We start from the raw sequence: 17784 nt of genomic DNA, 5'->3' as shown, positions 1-17784 counted from the left end.
GCTGTTTGTTCATAAATCCATCCTCCAAATAATACCCTTTAAGCAAAAAAAGGCAAAAAATTTTTATTTTACGCTGTTGTCAAGCGTAAGTCTATATGAATATATTATATGAAAAATAACTTAATAAGCCAATAGAAAAACGTAAGAACAGCACCGAAGGACGTGGAACGCCACCTTGAGGCAACAACCAAAAAGAGAAAACCAGCCGGAGATAATTCGGTCGAATTCGACCGAATTAAACTTTCTAGCAATAAATTAACTAAAATTGCAGACTCTTAATACCTTTAAATTTTTACCTTTTAGCCAAACAACCATTCTTATTTTCTACCATTGACTCAAACGTTTATTCGATGTATTATTTTAGTAAAGAAGTTATTACGTAAAAAGGAGGTGCCATCATGGGCTATATTAATTACGACTTGGAGCCCCGCTCAGACATTGCGTTTGTCGACATGAAGTCATTTTACGCCAGTGTCGAATGTATTGAGCGCGGTTTAAATCCCCTCACAACTTCATTATGTGTCATGAGCCGGGCCGACAATTCCAAAGGCCTGATTTTGGCGTCCTCCCCAACGTTCAAACATGTCTTTGGCAAGCAAAATGTAAGTCGTTCCTACGATTTGCCTTTCGATATCGAAACCAGGAAGTTTAATTTACGCCGTGCCCTTAAAGAAGGCTTGCCCATTACGCCCGACTTCATCAATTATATCGAGAGCTGGGCCAAACGCACCTTAATCGTGCCGCCGCGCATGGGCCTTTATATTATAAAAAACCTCGAGATTCAACGCATTCTGCGCGAGTACGCTGCCACCGAAGATATTTGCCCTTATTCTATCGATGAAGGCTTTGTAGACCTTACTCGATCTTTGAAGTATTTTGTGCCCGATCCGCGTTTAAGTCGCCGTGAAAAGCTGGATATTCTCTCTGCCAAAATCCAGCATGATATTCGCCAGCGAACCGGTATTTTCTCTACCGTCGGTATGTCGAATGCGAACCCGTTACTTGCCAAACTGGCTCTCGATAATGAAGCTAAAACGACGTCTACTATGCGTGCCAACTGGTCGTACGAAGATGTATCCACTAAAGTATGGCAAATTCCCAAACTAACTAACTTTTGGGGCATCGGCAGTCGCATGGCTCGCCGTTTAAATAATCTTGGCATTCACTCCATCAAAAAGCTGGCTAACTGCAATCCGGATATTCTTCAAAAAGACTTGGGCGTCATCGGCGTACAGCTCTGGTTTCACGCCAACGGCGTTGATGAAAGTAACGTACGTGAACCGTATACGCCACAATCCAAGGGGTTAGGCAACTCACAAATCTTGCCTCGTAACTACACAAAACAAGATGAAATCGAGCTCTTGCTCAGCGAGATGGCGGAACAGGTGGCTATCCGGCTACGCCGCAGCCATCAGCAAACACGTTGTGTGTCCGTTTATATCGGTTTTGCCAAAGAAAGCTATTTTGAACAACGGTCTCGCGGTTCTTTCCAAGCACAGATGAAGATTGAGCCGACGCAGCTGACCGATGAATTGACGCGCCACGTCATTAAATTATTCCGAAAACATTATAAAGGAGAAGCAGTTCGTCAAATCGGCGTTCAATATAGCCAGTTCATTCCGGAAGCCTTACAATCCATTTCCCTCTTCGACAATCCGGATACGGTGCGCAAAAGTCACAGCCTCCAACATACCATTGATGATATTCGCCGTCTGCACGGTTTCTTGGCCATTCAAAAGGCATCGGTTCTCTTGGATTCATCCCGTGCCATTGCCCGCAGTAAACTCATTGGCGGTCATGCAGCCGGTGGTGCCGGCGGTTTGGATGGTTTAGTATGATTGACCGCTCCTATTTGCCATTCAAATCCGCCCGTGCCTACAAAGACCGCAAAATGGCAAAATGGATGGGCTTCTTTTTATCCGACCACCAAACGGCCTTACTGCAATCTCATATGAATCTTGAAATCGATGAATCCATGAGTCTTGAAGAACGTTTAACCTGGCTGGGTCGACTCTATGCCGGTCAATACACGGCCACATTTGAGGTACGCGTGCAACGTAAAGGTCAACCGCTCACCACAAGCCGTATCACAGGCAAAGTTTATGATCTCAGTTTGACTGAAGTCACGATTAAACACCAAGATGATACCTTTACAACCTTACCTATAGATACTATTAATCGCATTACAACCGAGGAGATGGCAAACGATGGAATCTAGAGAATTTCAACGTAACCAATTACAATTTTCATACTTTTCACCGAACTATCTGAAATTTGAAGAAGATTTTTATGAATATTCTGCCTTGGATACACCGCTAACCTTTTTAACCGATGATATTCTACAAAGTATGGCCCATTCACAGCAAAATTACTTCAAGCTCAACAAGGAAAATGCCAAAGATAACCGCAACCATTATTTCTATTTTAAAATCCATGCCGTCGAAGGCAAACGCCTTATTAGGCAATATATTTATGACGGTCATTCGTTAACAAAAAGATAATCTGTAATGTTATAAACAGGTTAGCTATATAAGAGAAGACTGTTAGTATTGTACTCCAAATTTTAAAGGGGTCGAATTCACCCCCTTTAAATCAGAGGTTTCGATATAATGTAAATAATTTTGAAAATATTCAATTTCATGTTGCCATTTAAATGCTTATTTTCTGTTTTTAAATTACAATATAGATAACTACTAACGTATCATAAAAATATTACACAGGAGTTTATATTATGAGTATGGGCTACGGCGGTTTTGCTAAAAAAATATCAGAAGACGACGTATCTGTTTCTTACGAATATGGCAGTTTTAACCTCAATATACCAAAATATATAAATAAAGAGAAAATAAGCGACGGTCTTATCACAATCAATAAATCTGCTTTTATTAAAGCTGAAATACATCAGCGAATTCGCCGCCGACCTTCCGGTCGTAAACGATTAGAAACAAAACAAATTATTAAAGCGGTAGATTGGAATAAAGAATTTTCTCTAGGCAATATAACTTTTAAAAATTGTAGTCATTGTTGGCACGCCAATCATATTCCTCTTTTAGATATACAAATCGACATAACAATTCTTAAAATACTGCGTAGAATCTTTGAATATTATCAAAAAACCGGAGAAATTCCTAATCAACTTGAATATTTCGTATAAAAATCATTATTAATAAAAAAGCAACCAAAGGCATTTTACCTTTAGTTGCTTTTTTGCTTTATTGATTAAGTTACTTGACTTAAAATCAGATGGTTACTTAACCGAGTTCTTATATTGTTACTTAACTGGATTTCTTATTGCCCACCTAGGCAATTCTATTTTTGCCCACTTAGGCAACTTATTTTCTAAACACCGTAAATTTATCCAAAGCTTTTACTTCTTGCCATTGTCCCGGCATATCGGCTTTAAATTCTTTTAAACGGCGATTATCTACGATGGCAACAACATGATCACGTGTTGCCACGGTTTCTTCCGCAATGAACGGCATTACGTTTTTCGTATTCCAATTCATAGCCGATGGTTCAAGGCCCGGAATAGCAGCTGCTTTTTCAACACGATAAATCAACTGATTACTGTAGAATCCGGCGGACGTCTGATAACGCCCATAACTTACAACCATATCCCCCCGTTTAACCGTTTGTGCCACCACGTTGCCTACAGCTTTAGAAGAATAAGCGTTGCAATACGGCGTCGCTACGGCAAAGGTAAGCACGGAATACAATATGAGATTGGCAATCACGGTGTATTTCACCAGTTTCAAATGATTTACCATGACACGAGCCGCCAAAATAGCAATCGGCAATAAATACGGGAATGTATAGGTCGTGTATTTAGTAGCCATCAATTGATAGAACACAGCAATTGTAAAAGCCCAAATCAGTAAGAATACCGTAGTTTGGTCAAACTGCATCATAGCACGCAGGATTACTCGCCAAGTTGGGGTGCCATCACTATTACCTTTAATAGCATCTTTCATAGCCGGTTGTGCGTGAATAATAGCGCCGGACGCACTTACGGATCCAATATTCATAACCAATGAGCCAAGATGATTATCATCATGGCCATCAAGTGAATCGGTGCCTTGCCCCAAGCTTATGCCGGTACTTGAAGTGGCTGCTATTTGCAAACGCTCACGCTGCGCCTGAAAACGACGTTTAAATAAATACGGTAAGGTAAATACCCACGGGAAGAATCCGATAATAAACATGCCCAAATAGTAATACCACACATTATCCCGCGGATGTTCCGAAACGGTAGCACGCAATACATTATGAACCCCCAAGAAGGTGTCGATAAAATCCATGCCGTGCACGCTGTACATGTAGTAGTACCAAGGGCCGGCAGTTAGAACAAATATAGCAATCCCGCCAAGCCATTTCATATGAAGCAGCTCTTTGTAATCGCGCTGTGAAACGAGGAATAATACTACGATGAGACCTGGTAACAACAAGCCTATAGGACCTTTTGTCAAAACAGCCATTCCTGCAAAGAAATACGCTCCGTAATAGTAATTACGCTTTTTAAAATAATAGCCCAAATAGAAGAAAATAAGCGCCGCGTTGAAGAACACAAATAAGGTCATATCGGTAATTACAGTTTTAGAAATGAGCCAATATTCTAACGATGTGCCCAAAATAACCGTAGCTACAAGCGCTGTCAGGCGGTTAAAGAGTTTTTGTGTGAACCAATAGGTCATGAGTAGACCGCTAATGCCGAATAGAGCCGGAAAAAAACGAGCTGCCCATTCGTTAATACCAAAGAGTTTAAAGGCGGCGATGACTTCCCAATAAAAGAAAATCGGTTTGTCATACCAATAATTACCGTAAATCTGAGGCGACAAATAATTGCCGGCCTGCAGCATTTCCTTCGCCGTTAAAGCGTAGTTTGATTCTACCGGATCCGTGATGGCAATGCCCCAATTACCCAGAAAAAACAGATACACACCTAACAGTAGAATCCAGCCGAGATATTTTTTTGACTCACTCATGATGGGCACTCTCCTCAATCTGCTTATAAGATAATTCATAATCTGAAACTGAATTTTTAACTATTATGGGACGGCGCTGTGCGTATTTTTTGTCAAGAAAACGCCAACCGTATACACTGGCCATACCGATAACCACTCCAAATATACCTCCCGCAATGACATCTGATGGATAGTGCACATATAAATAGATTCTTGAAAAACTGATAAGTAAGGCTACGCCTAAGGCCACATAACGGCCCGGAATCTTATTCATAAATAAAATTATAACTGCGGCTAAAGCTGACCAAGCATGACCTGACGGGAATGAATAATCCCAGGGTTCATGGATTAACAGTTGCACCGCCGGTTGCAGTTCAAACGGTCTAAGCCGTGCCACCATCGGCTTAACGCCCAAGTTCAAGAGAACAAAGCCTATGAGCATGGCCGTCATCATCATGTAACCTACTTTTCGGTATTTTTTTTGAAACATAAAGAATATGCCAAGAGCAATCCAGATTGCCCCGCCATTACCCAAATCAGTGGCTTCTTCCATGAAAATATCAAGCCAATGTGCATGCCCATATAACCATATATAATTTAAAATCGAAAAATCATACTGTTGTATGAGACTAAAAACTTGTTCCATCAATGTTAAAAACTCCTTTATTCCAATTTACACTCTCAGTATACAAAAGGGTTTTAAACAAGATTTACACCAAATATAAACAAAATTTAAACTTTTATTTCAAATTAATAAACCAAGTTTTTTCAATAAAAAAATAGCTGCCGGACGGGATTTTTCCCATCTGACAGCTATAATGCTTACCTTATATTCTATTTACTTTGTATTGCTCTTTGACATGCTATTGTCTCCGGCAATACTTTATCGAATGCTACATTTTAAACCAATACCCGTACTGCATTTTAACGCCACACTCGTACTACATTTTAAACCGATACCCGGCGCCCCACACGGTTTCAATGTAGCGCGGATTACTCGGATCATCTTCGATTTTTTCACGTAAACGATTGATATGAACAGCTACGGTTGCCACATCGCCAATGGCTTCGAGGCCCCAAATGCGCTCGTACAAGGTTTCTTTATCAAATACCAAATCACCGTTGCGGACTAAGAATAAAAGCAATTCATATTCTTTATTTTTCAAATTTACTTCTTTATTATGCACAAAGACGCGATGTGAGCCCGGCTGAATGAGTAAATGGCCCACCTGAATGTCCGCTTCCCCTTTGTTGCTCGTCGAGTCTTTACGCAAACGCTCATATTGCGCAATATTTGCCTTAACACGCGCTACCAAAATACTTGGGGAAAACGGTTTTTCAATGTAATCATCGGCACCCAGGCCTAGCCCGTGAATCTTATCTATATCTTCCTGCTTAGCCGTTACCATAAGAATCGGAATATCCAGTGTTTCTCTTAATTTCTTTAAAATACTAAAACCGTCAACGGTCGGCAACATGACATCAAGCAATATTAAATCAAAAGGTTCATTTAAGGCGAGTTCCAGCCCTTTGCCGCCGTCATTGGCGATGGTTACTTCAAATTGACTCAGCTCTAAATAGTCTCGCTCAATTTCAGCAATTGCTTGATCGTCTTCAATTATTAAAATTCGTTTCGCCACTGCATTAACCTCCGTATTTCGGGAACTTCATGATTATACGCAAACCACCGTCATCAGCGTTTTCAGCTTCAATGGTACCACCCATTTGCTGCACCATCTTTTTAACAATCGCAAGACCGAGCCCGCTCCCCTTATGAGGATTACTGCGCGCCGCATCACTGCGATAAAACACATCAAAGAGCCGTTCCAAACTGCTTTCATTCACTCCGGGGCCGTCATCCACTAAAATCAGCGCAACCATAGCTTCCTGAGTCTGACAGGAAATATATAAGTTACCGGTTTCATTCACTTTATATTTTACACTGTTATCGGCAATATTGGCTATGATATTGCGAATTTGAAACGGGTCAGCCCAAATCAAAGAATCGTGCTCAATCATTTCACGATGCAGAATTAAGCCCTTATTCTTATACGCTTCCCCTTCATTACGAATAAACAGTTCCAAATGCGCACCCAGGTCCATTTTTTCAGGATAGCTAGGATATTCTTCCAAATCCATTTTTGAAAACGTAAAGAGATTACTGATCATGTGCTCCATTTCATCCGCCTTTGTCTGAATCATACGCACATATTTTGCCTGTAATTCCGGCGTCGTCGCAATGCCGTCCTCCAAACCTTCCGCATAGGCCTTAATCGACGTTAACGGGGACCGTAAATCATGAGAAATTCCGGCTAATAACTCTTTACGATTTTGTTCCTGCTTTTGAATCAACGTTACCGACTCTTCCAAACGACGGGCCATATCGTTAAAATCTTCACAAATTGGGGCAAATTCGTCTTTACCGTCATAGGTAAGCTTAATTTTTAAATTGCCATCGCGAATTTGACGAACCCCCGATGCCAATAAATCTAAAGCACTGCGAATACGCTGAAACACAAAACGTGTTAAGAATTTATTCGCTACAATAATGCCTATGATAAACATAATGAAGATAAATATGAGCGACCATTTAACCGTGTTTTTAGCCGGCCAGGTTCGTATCTTGATTTCTGAACCATAAATATAGACTCGATAATCACCTGCCTTAGTCACCACATTTCGTGTTGCTACGGCATGACTACCGTTTGAAATGATACCGTCACCATTTAATTGATCTGCTGCATCTTCCAGCTTAAGGGCTTCCGCGTCCGGTGCATCGCCCCAAGTCCATAATTCACCGGTCGGGCTTGCCACACGCACTGTATAGCCGGTTACTTGACGCAGTGCCGCCGATACATCCGAAATCTTCGGATCGCGACCGGCCGCTGCCGTTTCCTGCAGCTTACCTTCCACCTGTGTCAGCATAAAGGTTCCGGTCCGCTCAAAATCTTCCAAATCACGGACCCCGATGTTATTCCGTTGCACGCTTGGAATCCAAATGGCTGCCAAGCTGACAAATACAATAAGTAACGCCACTATCGATGGAATGGCAATCATCAAAATATTGGAAATTACCAGGCGCTTTTTTATTAACATGCCTTACTTTGCCTCCCCCTGTCCTTCTATAATAGGATCTGTTTCCGGTTCCAATAATCGTTTATAAAAATAATCCATGGCAAATGCGCCGATTGGCGATGTGATTAAAATCGCCATGGCCGATGCGGCCAACACTAAAGGACCGCTATCAAGCCCCAAAGCCAGCGGAATACCGCCGATGGCTGCCTGCACAGTGGCTTTAGGGGCAAAGGAAATGGCACAGTAAATGCGCTCCTTCATATTGAGCTTCGTTTTTAACAAAGACACGCCTACACCCAAAGCACGCCCCATAGAACCTAAGGCGATAACGCCAATCAAAATGCCGCTCATGCTGAGCATATAGGTCGTATCGATAGCCGCTCCTACAAGCACGAATAGGATGATTTCAATAGGAATCCATAGTTGATTAATTTGTCGATTAAGAGCCTGCCCCAAATCATAAGACACCTGTCCTTTGACCACACTGGACATAATCATAACCGCCAAAAGACCTGAAACGGCCGCATACGGCTTGAACCAATTACTGATCGCCACCATCACAAACGATGCGGCAATCAAAATCGTCAGCAATAATGTCACTGTACCGGGCAATAATTGATCGCCTTTATTCATTCGTTTGGCAATATACGACAGTATAAAGCCACCTATAAAGCCCAGCACAATGCCACTAAACAATGCTACCGGAACCTGAGCGGCAATGGCCAAGGCACTCATGCCTTCCGGTGTAGCCACATGGGCCTCCACGAGCGCTAGTACTAATGAAAAAATAACCACGACTACAATATCTTCTAATGACGAAGCTACCATGATGAGTTGCGGAATCTTCTTTTTCGTCCCATAACGTAATTCAATGAGATGAATCATGCGAAAAACCACAACGGCCGGCGACACGGCACAAACGGCAGTCGCCAAAAGTAAAGCTTCCAGGCCATGGAGGCCAAATACATAAAGGCCTAAATACGTAAGTATTGTCAACTCTATTAACATTGGTACTGTCGACATCATCAGAAGTGGCCGTCCAAGACTCCAAATATCTCGCAAATTAATAGCAAGGCCTGCCTTTACAAGGATAACTATAAGAGCTAACTGCCGCAAATCAGGTGAAATGGTAAGCATGGTCGAATCGAGCCAATTGCCCCCCTGCGGTCCCAAAAGCATACCGGCCAACATAAGCCCGATAATGGTCGGCAGTTGTATTTTGCGACACACCGCAGCTAAAGCGGCGCCACCTAATATGACAAATCCTAATGATGTTAACATACTTTAAAAACCTCCTATGACACAAGCCGTCATCAGCGATTCCATTCACTCGGTTCAAGACTCGCTTCCAAACTTGGGTCCACATCCGTTGCCGGATTATATTTTCTGATTACTTTCTTAATTTTATGTAGCGGGTATGAGCCCTATCAGGTTGATGATACTATATTTACTGTCCTACATATGCGACATGGACACCATCAAAATGCCGTCGCCCACCTTCACGTGTACTGTATCATGCCACACATTACTTACACCTACCGGCTTTGTATTGTACAAAGTCGCATTTTTCAACGCATACTTAGCTCCCGTAATCGTCACATTATGACATTCGTCAGATAAAGCGAGTACCGACAAGGAGTAGTCCATCCGCGGTTCTAAGGTAATGTCGCCATGGCTAAACAGATAACTATCCGTATCGTGGCTCACCATGCGCACGACGGCCCCTTGTGACACAGCATACATGGCTGCCTGTACATTCCCCATTAAATGGTCAAAACGACCGCCAAAGGCGCAATATAGAGTTAAGTCTTTATAATCATGTTCTAAGGCATAACGAATCGCTGCCAATGTGTCCGTATCATCTTTCATAGTCGGTAAATCAAGTATTTCAATACCCGGCGTGATTTTCCCGTGATAAGAATCAAAATCACCTACCACCAAGTCCGGTTCCAAATCGTATTCACGGATATAGGCATACCCTTTATCACAAGCTATCACAAAATCAGCTGTATCGATACCATCTAAAGGTGAAAAAATTCCACCCAGTACTATTGCACAATGTTTTCTCATAGTCGCTCCCGTCCTATTACAGTATAATATATGATTAACTATACACCATATGAGAGGATAAAGGAACAGCAAAGAAACACATAAGCCGAAACTGTTTCTTATACGTAAACTATGCCCACATGTTATACCTAAAATAAATCTCCCCATAGAGTATGAAAAAAGAGCTCCTTTACAGGAGCTCTTGCAAATATTAATTACAATGCTAAATTGCAATATCAAATTGAACACTTTGTAAATCCACTAACTTCTTAACTTCTTCAACAAAGGCTTCTTGCGGCGTACGGTAATTTAGGATCTTACGAGGTAAGGAATTACACCAGTCGGTTGCCCGGCGAAGTGTTGTTTCGGATACGTCACGAATTGGTGTTCCTTTAGGAATAATGCGGCGTAATAAACCATTATGTCGTTCATTAGAGCCACGTTCCCATGCGGCATATGGATGAGCAAAAAAGATCTGTAAATTCTCTGTTTCAAGTTCAGTAATAGACGCAAATTCAAGGCCATTATCAGCTGTAATTGTCTTGCAGAGTTGCTGTAATGAAATATCGGTACTAAAGCCTAATAGCCAGTTGTGTAGCGTGTTTTTTATGTCAACTGCTTTAGCGGAAGGTGACCGTAACGTTACATAAATTCGTGTTTTACGTTCTAATAGAGAGATAATTACTTCATCATGCTTATCTTTAATGCCTCGAACGGTATCGAGTTCCCAATTTCCAAATTCCTCGCGAGTCAAAACAGATTCATCACGTAGTTCAATAGACTTACCTAGATTTTTCTTGTGCTTACGCGTAATAGCTTTACGCATTGAACGGCGTAGCACTAGCGGTAAATCCATTGGTTTAACGCGGAGAAGGTCTTCATGAAGGTAGTTATATAAAGTTTTAGTAGACACCATTTCATTACGTACAAACAAGCACTTACGCAATGCATAGCCTACGGCAGCATCAAATGACCATTTATGCTCCAATACCTGGTCTTCAACCCAAGTAAGAAAAGGTGTAATCATACCGGCTTTTCGAGTATTAAACGAGCCTTTACGAGAGGTTTCATACTTTGCCTGTCCATGATCGGCTAGATACACCATGACCCGTTTACCAGCCTTTATTTGTTCAACAGTACCTCGTTGAATTTCAGCATGAATGGTTGTACGAGAACGGCCTAAAGCTTTAGCAATCGACAGTTTTGAAGCACCCGCTTGCAATTGTTTTTCAATATGAAAGCGTTCTGCGTAAGATAAGTGTTTGTTTGTACGTAATGATGTGTTATGATTAATAGAGTCCATAGTGATATCGATACCTCGTGTATAAGATTTTAGATTAGAGACCTTAATCATAACACAAATCGGTATTCACTATGGATTTTTTTATGTGTTCAATTTCATTGTACAATTAACCTATTAATTACAATATTAAATTTCAAGGCTTAACACAATCGCTCAATTCTTATTTATGAGCAATTTTGTAGTCAAAGCTGAAACGGCCAGGACCGGCGATGAAAAGCATAATAGCGCCGAACATCATCTGAGACGGATAGTCCCATTTTAAGAAGCCATTACCCAATTCCAATACAGTAGCCACGAATAAAGTACCTACAATCAGTAAGGCACCTAAACGAGTACCAAGGCCTAATAAAACTAACAAGCCGCCGATTAATTCAGCACTGGCTGCCATGATACCTAACATGTAATAGCCACCGGTAATACCAAATACGCCTAACATGCTACCTACAGCAGTCAACACTTGTTCGCCGCCGGCAAATTTGAAATAGCCGTGTGCCATCATCGATAAACCAAAAACAATACGATAAAATAATAAGCCTTGATCTTGGTAACGGAATAAGTTTTTCAATAAAATGTCCATGTTTGTCACTCTCTTTCGTTTTGTTGAAACATTATCTAAACACATGTACCGCCCAAAAATCTAATACGGTACCTTTAACACAACAACACTAACCGCTTAATACCGCGATTAATACTGATTCGTTTTAACTAGTAATAACTATGATTACATGTACATTATATAGCGCTTTTCCGACCTTGTCAACAACTATATTTAAATTTCTCTATATTTCATTATAAGAACTAATTTCAATTAGATTGCCACCATAATCTCGCAAGTATACACTCTGCATAGCGCCTTAATTTTCATAATTATCCCCCGCCTTCGTTCTACACCAATTTTTCTACGTATTTTATAAACTGTTTCGTCACCGGTGATGCCTCGCTTCTATAAATCCTTCAATTAATAGAATTATAGGTGACATGCAACACGTTTTGTGCTAAACCTATGTCCATATTTTTATTCTCTATGTGAAAAGAGTAGTCATGTTGTACTGTACTTAGCCCTCCTCTCTCAAGAAAGGCCCGGTCAATCAACGTGACTACTCTTTTTTATAGGTTGTACCCGCTCAATAATACGAGGTTTGTCGCTCTAATACGAGCCTTTTCATGTCCTCACCTAAGAGTTTTTAACGGGCACCCATAACCTTATGAGGTACATACGGTTCTTCCAAATACGCCACATCTTCGTCGCTTAACTTGACGTCGATAGCGGCCACCGCATCATCAATATATTTTTCCTTAGTCGGCCCAATAATCGGTGCTACTACGCCCTTATGCCATTGCCAAGCCAAAGCAATGCCGGTACGCGTTGTACCGTAACGCTCAGCCAATTCACCGACACGATCAACGATAATTTTATCCGTATCCTTCGTGCTATCGTACTTGCCTTTAGCAAATTTATCGAGTTCCGCTCTCGTCGTAGTAGCCGTCCAGTCACGACTGAGGCGACCGGCTGCCAACGGGCTATATGGCGTTAAGCCAACGCCCATATCCTTACACAAAGGAATCATTTCACGTTCTTCTTCACGATATAACAAATTATAGTGATTCTGCATGGCTACAAACGGCACCCAACCATGACGCTCCGCCGTATATTGTGCCTTTTGGAACTGCCATGCATACATGGCACTGGCGCCCAAATAACGAACTTTGCCATCGGTCACCAAATCATTAAGAGCGCGCATCGTTTCTTCAATCGGCGTGTTATAGTCCCAACGATGAATGTACAAAATATCCACATAATCAAGGCCTAAACGGCGTAAACTTTGTTCTACTTCATACATAATTTCTTTGCGAGACAAACCACCGCCATTCGGACGGTTACGCATTTCCACAAATACTTTAGTCGAAATTACCACATCTTCGCGATGCATAAAATCCTTAACGGCACGGCCCAAAATCTCTTCACTCACGCCATTACTATAGCAATTCGCCGTATCAAAGAAGTTAATTCCCTGATTAACCGCATGTTTGATGACTTTACGGGCTTCCGGTTCTTCCAAAACCCAACAAAACTGTTCACTTACCGGTGCGCCATAACTCATACAACCCAATGCCAATTTAGAAACATCAAGACCGGTGCGGCCTAATTTTACGTATTCCATAGTATCTCCTTACCGGTACGGCCCCGATTAGTATACAACCATTAAGATTCCACTAATCAGCAATACCTTCATATTAACTACGAAAATTTATTTCCTGTTTTTATTATAGCAAGCAAAATAAGCGTTGCCTATAATTTTATAAAAAAGCCTGCAAAACTACAGGCCTTTTTATCAATTAACCATATTTATATAAATTTATTTGCCAAGACCTTTGGATTTCAGCCATTGTTCTGCCAAATCTGCTTATTTAACGTTCTTCTTAATCCATTTTTCCACGTGAGCCTCTACTTCATCACTGTTTTTATCTTGGAAAATGAAGTGTTCATTACCGTAAATACCTTCTTTTGGCAAGTCAATAACCGTTACATTACCACCGTTAGCATTCATTTCTTCAGCAAATTTCTTGGCATTATCACGACGACCTTGCCAAAAAGCTGTAGCAGAAATAGCAGGATCGCCATTGTCGATGTAATCACCATAGTAGAACACTACCGGAATTTTCTTTTCATCAATCGCTTTGTACGCATCACTGCCGGCTGCCGGAGGATTACCCGGTTCAATTGCAATAATACCGGCTATATTATTGGTATACGTTGCAGCGAGCCAGCCCGGACCGCCACCTTGAGAATGAGTCACTACAATTGGTTTTTCACCGGTTTTGGTGGTTACTTCATCCACCGTAGTAGCCAACGCTTTACCTACTACAACAGGATCAAAATCAAATCCCGTATCGGTTTTCATAAAGGTATCCGGCGTCATTTGTCTGAAGAATTGATCAACCGAAGCATCATCATTCGGGAATTGGGAACCTTCATACACGACGGATTTATTGTTTTCCCAGCGACCAATACGGAATTGTGTGTACCAGCGTTGATCCAATGTTTTATTCGTAATAATACCCGGTACCGAGGTAGTACCCGCTTCACCGCGACGAGGTTGGTCTACTAAGAATACGCTATGCCCTTCACGAAGGAAATAGTCGGACCAGCCCGGACGTCCATTCGGTGTTGTCATCCAGCCCATGCGGGACTGACCATAGCCGTGCAAGAAAATCATCGGTGCTTCATCGGCTTTTACCGGAATCTGATACATCACATTCGCATGGTCCGCATGTAATGTCTGACCTGCTCCCGTTGCTTCCCAAAGATCTTCCGGATTGAATGTGCCTTCACTTTGTAACACCACACCGCCTACCGAAAAAATACCTTGTTCCGCAATTTGTAATGGCTTACGCTGCTTCATAGCCTTATTGGTAATTAATGCCGATGATTGGGTATTCGCTGTAATAGTCGTTGGCGGATTGGCTGCCACTTCATCAGCTGCCGATACAACCATATTAACAGCCATCGTGGAAGAAAGAAGTGCAGATGCTACAAATAAACGAAGTGCTGTTTTTTTAATCGTATTCATGGATAGTCCTCCTAAGGTAAAAATTAATGGTAAAAAATATCAGTTTATTTAATTTTTCGATTACTTACTACCCTTTTAGTATATCGAAAATCTTCTCTAAAAGTACAATAGCACTTCTCAATACATGTATGCGTCTTGTTTATACTAAAGCGTTCCATTACTTAATATGCATTCTATGAACCTACATTAATTCTGTAATGATATAAAAAGAGGTCTTAATGAACGATTTCATTGCCGCAACTAAGCTACTAAGTCGTACATTAAGACCTTTAATTTTGTATTCTTTATTCAGTTATTAGCTTATTCTTAGTTATCAGCTTTTTTCGCTGTCAATTTACGTTGAATCAAAGCAGCACCAACGACTAAAATAATACAAGCGATTTTGAACGGTAAACTAATCGGGTCAATTAAATCGAATGTATACTGGTCAACGTGAATCATTTCACCGCCGATCCAGCCTAAAATACCGCCACCGAAGAAGAGAATAACAGGGTATTTTTCAATCAACTTGATGAACATCGTACTACCCCAGATAATAATCGGTACAGTGATTAAAATACCAACAAGTACAAGCATCATGTTGCCTTCGGCTGCACCAACAACGCCGATAACGTTATCGATACCCATGATACCGTCTGCAATTACAATGGTAATAATGGCATCGCGCAAATTGCTCTTTGCCTCAATATTATGAGACGATTCATTGGCGGCCATCAATTTATAGCCAATCCAAAGTAATAATACACCACCTACTAAGCGTAACCCCGGGATATTATTAATCGCTTCCACAAAAAGAAACGCCATAATTAAGCGTAAAGCAATCGCCCCGAATGTGCCCCAGAAAATAGCCAGCTTACGATGCTTCTCCTGTAAGTTTTTGGCGGCCATACCAATAACAATCGCATTGTCGCCGGCCAATAAAATGTCGATGACAATAATTTTTGCAATTGCCAATAATCCTGCAGCTGAAAACAGTTCCAAAATCATACCTCCGTCAAATTAATCAATGTATCGTAATATATCAATATACTATAGATATTATATCGAAATATCGTCACCTTGTCGATAGAAATCTGATAATTTTTATAGCCTACTTTTTAATAAAAATCGCTTAACTCTAGCAATCCTTCCATATCACAATACATACACGGCTAACGATATTTCGACAATATCGCTTCCCGCCTAACAACTTTTCAATCTTCTGATGCTATGTTACAATAAAGTTATAATAATATTGACATGATGAACACATTTCGAGTAATATGTTGTGATTAATACATTGCGAATCAGATATTACGCTTTTCTTGTGATTATTTTAAAATCTCCGATGCTTAGTTGGAGACTTTTTTATTGTATAGATAAGGAGTTCGTATGCATCCTACCTTTAAAATTTTTGAAAAAATCCTGCTGTTTTTGCGGTTAGCGGGCCCTATCGTATTAACACAGTTCTCGCTAATTGCGGGCTCATTTGTAGCCATCTTACTATCCGGTCAATACAGCACCCTGCATCTCGCCGGGGTATCTGTAGGCTATAATATTTGGACGGCTTGCTTCTTCGGTGCCATGGGTATTTTACTGGGTATTTCCCCTATTATTGCGCAACTTTTGGGGGCCGACAAAAAAGAAAATATACCCACGATTATTGCTCATGGTCTCTATTTGGCGGTTGGCTTAGGTAGCCTCTTAATTCTAGCCGGCATTCTTGCCCTCGAGCCGGTGTTAAAACTCATTAATTTGGCGCCTGATGCACAGGTTATCACCATTGATTACATGATAGCCATTGCCTTCGGGATTATTCCCCTCATGGGCAGCACGGTTCTCCGAAATTCGGTGGATGCTCATGGCTTTACCCACTATTCCATGATGATTATGGTGTCCAGTTTTGTCCTTAACGTACTGCTAAACTATGCCTTTATTCTGGGGCATTTCGGTTTGCCTGCCTTTGGCGGCGTCGGTGCCGGCATTGCTACGGCCATTAGCTGTTGGTACAACCTTTTAGCCTATATTCTCATTTTACTTTTTAACAAAAATTTCAAACACTATAAAGTCTTTAGGCAGTGGCCCGCTTTTCAAAGCCCTTATATTGTTGAACAATTAACCTTGGGCGTTCCTATCGGTATTGCCATATTCTGTGAAATGAGTATTTTCAGCTTAGCCGGACTCTTAATGGCTTACTACGGTACAGAAATCATCGCCGCTCATCAGGCAGCTATTAGCTTTACTAACTTATTCTACGGGTTTCCGCTCAGTATCAGTATTGCTTCTACCATTACCGTTGGCTATGAAGTGGGTGCCCAACGATTCCGCGACGCCAAACAATACGCCTATATCGCCCGTGGCATCGCCATTATCATCGCCATTCTAATCTGTATGTACAGCTTTACCCACTTGGAACAAATTGCCGGCTTCTATACGAATGATCCTCATATGACCGGTCTAATCAGTAGCTTCTTAGCCTATGCGGTCTTCTTTACTGTTATCGATGCCTTCGGCACACCGCTTCAAGGTATATTGCGCGGTTACAAAGACGTGCGAATTATCTCTATCATAGCCCTAAGTTGCTATTGGGGCGTGAGTACGCCGATAGCAGCGCTCTTCACTTTTGGGTTCGACTTTGGTCCTTACGGCATCTGGATGGGCCTCTTAGGCGGCCTTACCGCTGCGTCCATTGCCTATACAGTCCGCGTTTGGTATATTCAACATCGCCGCTACGCTAAAGAGCTGGAAGCATAAATTGCTTTTGATTGTACTGAAAAATATATTCGTAACTCATGAAAACTAGAAACACAGGGTTGCTTACTCAATGATAAGCGCCCTGTGTTTT

16 protein-coding genes are annotated in these 17784 nt (G+C 41.4%); 5 read left to right on the top strand and 11 right to left on the bottom strand.

What is annotated here, in order from left to right:
- Positions 1-398 precede the first annotated feature (398 nt).
- From CCC71_RS05895 to CCC71_RS05880, 4 genes are all read left to right on the top strand, one after another.
- Entirely contained in the window at positions 399-1838 is a 1440-nt protein-coding gene (locus tag CCC71_RS05895) for a Y-family DNA polymerase (protein WP_021840382.1), read from the top strand.
- Positions 1835-2218, top strand: coding sequence for a hypothetical protein (locus tag CCC71_RS05890; protein WP_021840381.1), 384 nt, complete (start codon positions 1835-1837; stop codon positions 2216-2218). The genes CCC71_RS05895 and CCC71_RS05890 overlap by 4 nt, the downstream gene beginning before the upstream one ends.
- On the top strand, positions 2208-2501 hold the full coding sequence (locus tag CCC71_RS05885; protein WP_021840380.1) for a DUF5960 family protein: 294 nt from the start codon (positions 2208-2210) through the stop codon (positions 2499-2501). Before CCC71_RS05890 ends, CCC71_RS05885 begins: the two co-directional genes overlap by 11 nt.
- A gap of 230 nt (positions 2502-2731) precedes the next feature.
- On the top strand, positions 2732-3154 hold the full coding sequence (locus CCC71_RS05880) for a hypothetical protein (RefSeq protein WP_021840379.1): 423 nt from the start codon (positions 2732-2734) through the stop codon (positions 3152-3154).
- A 178-nt stretch (positions 3155-3332) separates the two neighbouring features.
- Here the strand turns inward: CCC71_RS05880 and CCC71_RS05875 are convergent, their stop codons facing one another.
- From CCC71_RS05875 to CCC71_RS05825, 11 genes are all read right to left on the bottom strand, one after another.
- Positions 3333-4982 carry an ArnT family glycosyltransferase gene (locus tag CCC71_RS05875; RefSeq protein ID WP_226974278.1) on the bottom strand — a complete coding sequence of 550 codons (1650 nt, stop codon included), beginning with the start codon at positions 4980-4982 and terminating at the stop codon, positions 3333-3335.
- On the bottom strand, positions 4975-5607 hold the full coding sequence (locus tag CCC71_RS05870) for a phosphatase PAP2 family protein (RefSeq protein ID WP_021842353.1): 633 nt from the start codon (positions 5605-5607) through the stop codon (positions 4975-4977). The genes CCC71_RS05875 and CCC71_RS05870 overlap by 8 nt, the downstream gene beginning before the upstream one ends.
- 295 nt (positions 5608-5902) lie before the next feature.
- Positions 5903-6601 carry a response regulator transcription factor gene (locus tag CCC71_RS05865; RefSeq protein ID WP_156705745.1) on the bottom strand — a complete coding sequence of 233 codons (699 nt, stop codon included), beginning with the start codon at positions 6599-6601 and terminating at the stop codon, positions 5903-5905.
- A gap of 4 nt (positions 6602-6605) precedes the next feature.
- Positions 6606-8057 carry a sensor histidine kinase gene (locus CCC71_RS05860; RefSeq protein ID WP_156705743.1) on the bottom strand — a complete coding sequence of 484 codons (1452 nt, stop codon included), beginning with the start codon at positions 8055-8057 and terminating at the stop codon, positions 6606-6608.
- 3 nt (positions 8058-8060) lie between these two features.
- On the bottom strand, positions 8061-9317 hold the full coding sequence (locus tag CCC71_RS05855) for a cation:proton antiporter (protein WP_021842350.1): 1257 nt from the start codon (positions 9315-9317) through the stop codon (positions 8061-8063).
- A 174-nt stretch (positions 9318-9491) separates the two neighbouring features.
- The gene (locus CCC71_RS05850) at positions 9492-10106 is read right to left on the bottom strand and encodes a thiamine diphosphokinase (protein WP_021842349.1); all 615 of its coding nucleotides are present in this window, start codon (positions 10104-10106) and stop codon (positions 9492-9494) included.
- A 202-nt stretch (positions 10107-10308) separates the two neighbouring features.
- Complete coding sequence (locus tag CCC71_RS05845; RefSeq protein WP_226974713.1) at positions 10309-11388, bottom strand: IS30 family transposase; 1080 nt, start codon at positions 11386-11388, stop codon at positions 10309-10311.
- Between the two features lie 160 nt (positions 11389-11548).
- The gene (locus tag CCC71_RS05840; RefSeq protein WP_021842491.1) at positions 11549-11965 is read right to left on the bottom strand and encodes a DoxX family protein; all 417 of its coding nucleotides are present in this window, start codon (positions 11963-11965) and stop codon (positions 11549-11551) included.
- A 607-nt stretch (positions 11966-12572) separates the two neighbouring features.
- Positions 12573-13550, bottom strand: coding sequence for an aldo/keto reductase (locus CCC71_RS05835; protein ID WP_021842492.1), 978 nt, complete (start codon positions 13548-13550; stop codon positions 12573-12575).
- Between the two features lie 243 nt (positions 13551-13793).
- Entirely contained in the window at positions 13794-14960 is a 1167-nt protein-coding gene (locus CCC71_RS05830) for an alpha/beta hydrolase (protein ID WP_021842493.1), read from the bottom strand.
- Between the two features lie 306 nt (positions 14961-15266).
- The gene (locus tag CCC71_RS05825) at positions 15267-15941 is read right to left on the bottom strand and encodes a YjbE family putative metal transport protein (protein ID WP_021842494.1); all 675 of its coding nucleotides are present in this window, start codon (positions 15939-15941) and stop codon (positions 15267-15269) included.
- 390 nt (positions 15942-16331) lie between these two features.
- Between CCC71_RS05825 and CCC71_RS05820 the strand changes: the two genes are divergently transcribed.
- Positions 16332-17693: an MATE family efflux transporter gene (locus tag CCC71_RS05820; protein ID WP_156705659.1), complete on the top strand. Its 1362-nt coding sequence runs from the start codon at positions 16332-16334 to the stop codon at positions 17691-17693.
- Positions 17694-17784 lie beyond the last annotated feature (91 nt).

The organism is Veillonella sp. LMAG:90, from assembly GCF_008679445.1.
Lineage (GTDB): Bacteria > Bacillota > Negativicutes > Veillonellales > Veillonellaceae > Veillonella_A.
Note: the sequence above shows the minus strand (reverse complement) of the source record. Positions and strands in the feature narration are given on the sequence as shown.

Coding starts and splice junctions, on each gene's coding strand:
- CCC71_RS05895 (WP_021840382.1), top strand. CDS start 399: ATGGGCTATATTAATTACGACTTGGAGCCCCGCTCAGACATTGCGTTT.
- CCC71_RS05890 (WP_021840381.1), top strand. CDS start 1,835: ATGATTGACCGCTCCTATTTGCCATTCAAATCCGCCCGTGCCTACAAA.
- CCC71_RS05885 (WP_021840380.1), top strand. CDS start 2,208: ATGGAATCTAGAGAATTTCAACGTAACCAATTACAATTTTCATACTTT.
- CCC71_RS05880 (WP_021840379.1), top strand. CDS start 2,732: ATGAGTATGGGCTACGGCGGTTTTGCTAAAAAAATATCAGAAGACGAC.
- CCC71_RS05875 (WP_226974278.1), bottom strand. CDS start 4,982: ATGAGTGAGTCAAAAAAATATCTCGGCTGGATTCTACTGTTAGGTGTG.
- CCC71_RS05870 (WP_021842353.1), bottom strand. CDS start 5,607: ATGGAACAAGTTTTTAGTCTCATACAACAGTATGATTTTTCGATTTTA.
- CCC71_RS05860 (WP_156705743.1), bottom strand. CDS start 8,057: ATGTTAATAAAAAAGCGCCTGGTAATTTCCAATATTTTGATGATTGCC.
- CCC71_RS05855 (WP_021842350.1), bottom strand. CDS start 9,317: ATGTTAACATCATTAGGATTTGTCATATTAGGTGGCGCCGCTTTAGCT.
- CCC71_RS05850 (WP_021842349.1), bottom strand. CDS start 10,106: ATGAGAAAACATTGTGCAATAGTACTGGGTGGAATTTTTTCACCTTTA.
- CCC71_RS05845 (WP_226974713.1), bottom strand. CDS start 11,388: ATGGACTCTATTAATCATAACACATCATTACGTACAAACAAACACTTA.
- CCC71_RS05840 (WP_021842491.1), bottom strand. CDS start 11,965: ATGGACATTTTATTGAAAAACTTATTCCGTTACCAAGATCAAGGCTTA.
- CCC71_RS05835 (WP_021842492.1), bottom strand. CDS start 13,550: ATGGAATACGTAAAATTAGGCCGCACCGGTCTTGATGTTTCTAAATTG.
- CCC71_RS05830 (WP_021842493.1), bottom strand. CDS start 14,960: ATGAATACGATTAAAAAAACAGCACTTCGTTTATTTGTAGCATCTGCA.
- CCC71_RS05820 (WP_156705659.1), top strand. CDS start 16,332: ATGCATCCTACCTTTAAAATTTTTGAAAAAATCCTGCTGTTTTTGCGG.